The following is a 1,005-nucleotide window of genomic DNA, read 5'->3' as shown; positions in this document are numbered from 1 at the left end:
GTCCCACGCGCCGCCCAGGGCGCGCACCAGGCCCACCGTCGCCTGGTACTGCGCCGAACGCACCTGCAGCGCCTGCCGGCGGTTGGCGAGTTCGCTGCGCTGCGCGTCCAGCAGGTCGAGCTGGCTCACCAGGCCGTTGCGGTAGCGCGAGCTCGACAGCACCGTCGCACGGCTCGCGGCCGCGACCGCGCGGGCCTGCGCGCTGTCCTGATCGGCCAGGTAGCGCAGCGCCGACAGCTGGTCCTCGACATCGCGGAACGCCACCAGCACCTGCTCGCGGTAGCCGGCCAGCGCAGCGTCGAGCTCGGCGCTCGCGTTCTGCACGCCGGCCTCGCGCCGGCCGCCGTCGAACAGCGGCAGCGACAGCAGCGCGCCGATGCCCCAGGAGCGCGCCGACCACTGGAACAGGTCGCCCAGCTCCGGCGATGCGTAGCCACCCGAGGCGGTGAGCGAGAGGTTCGGGAACCAGGCCGCCTTCGCGACACCGACGCGCGCCTGCGCGGCCAGCATCGCCTGCTGCGCGGCCGACACGTCGGGACGCCGTGCCAGCAGCGTGCTCGGCACGCCGGCCGGGATGACCGGCAGCGCGCTGCGCCAGTCCGCGATGTCCACGTGGAAGTCGGATGCCGCTGCGCCCACCAGCACCGCCAGCGCGTGCTCCAGTTCCGCGCGGCGGCGGTCGAGCGCCAGCGCCTCCGACTCGGTCGACGCCACCTGGGTGCGCACCCGTGCCACGTCGAGCTCGGCGATGTCGCCGGCGTTGAACCGACGCTCGATCAGGCTCAGCGTGTCGCGGTAGGCGGTGACGGTGTCGCGCACCAGTGCGCTTTCCTCGTCGAGGGCGCGCAGCGCGAGATAGGTCTGGGCCACGTCGGCCTGCACCAGCAGGCGGGTGCTCTGCAGCAGCGCCTCGCGCGACCGCGCGTCCAGCGCGGCGGCACGGCTGGCGCCGGCCAGGCGGCCGAACAGGTCGACCTCGTAGCCGAGGTGGCGCCGGTGCGATAG

At 74.6% G+C, this 1,005-nt stretch carries 1 protein-coding gene; it reads right to left on the bottom strand.

The window, feature by feature from the left end; genetic code table 11:
• A partial coding sequence (locus x551_RS22655) for an efflux transporter outer membrane subunit (RefSeq protein ID WP_036251945.1) occupies positions 1 to 1,005 on the bottom strand: 1,005 nt, incomplete at both ends.

The sequence above is a fragment of the Methylibium sp. T29 genome, from assembly GCF_000576205.1.
GTDB classification, from domain to species: Bacteria; Pseudomonadota; Gammaproteobacteria; order Burkholderiales; family Burkholderiaceae_C; genus Methylibium; species Methylibium petroleiphilum.
This window is presented reverse-complemented; position numbering and strand designations above follow the sequence as displayed.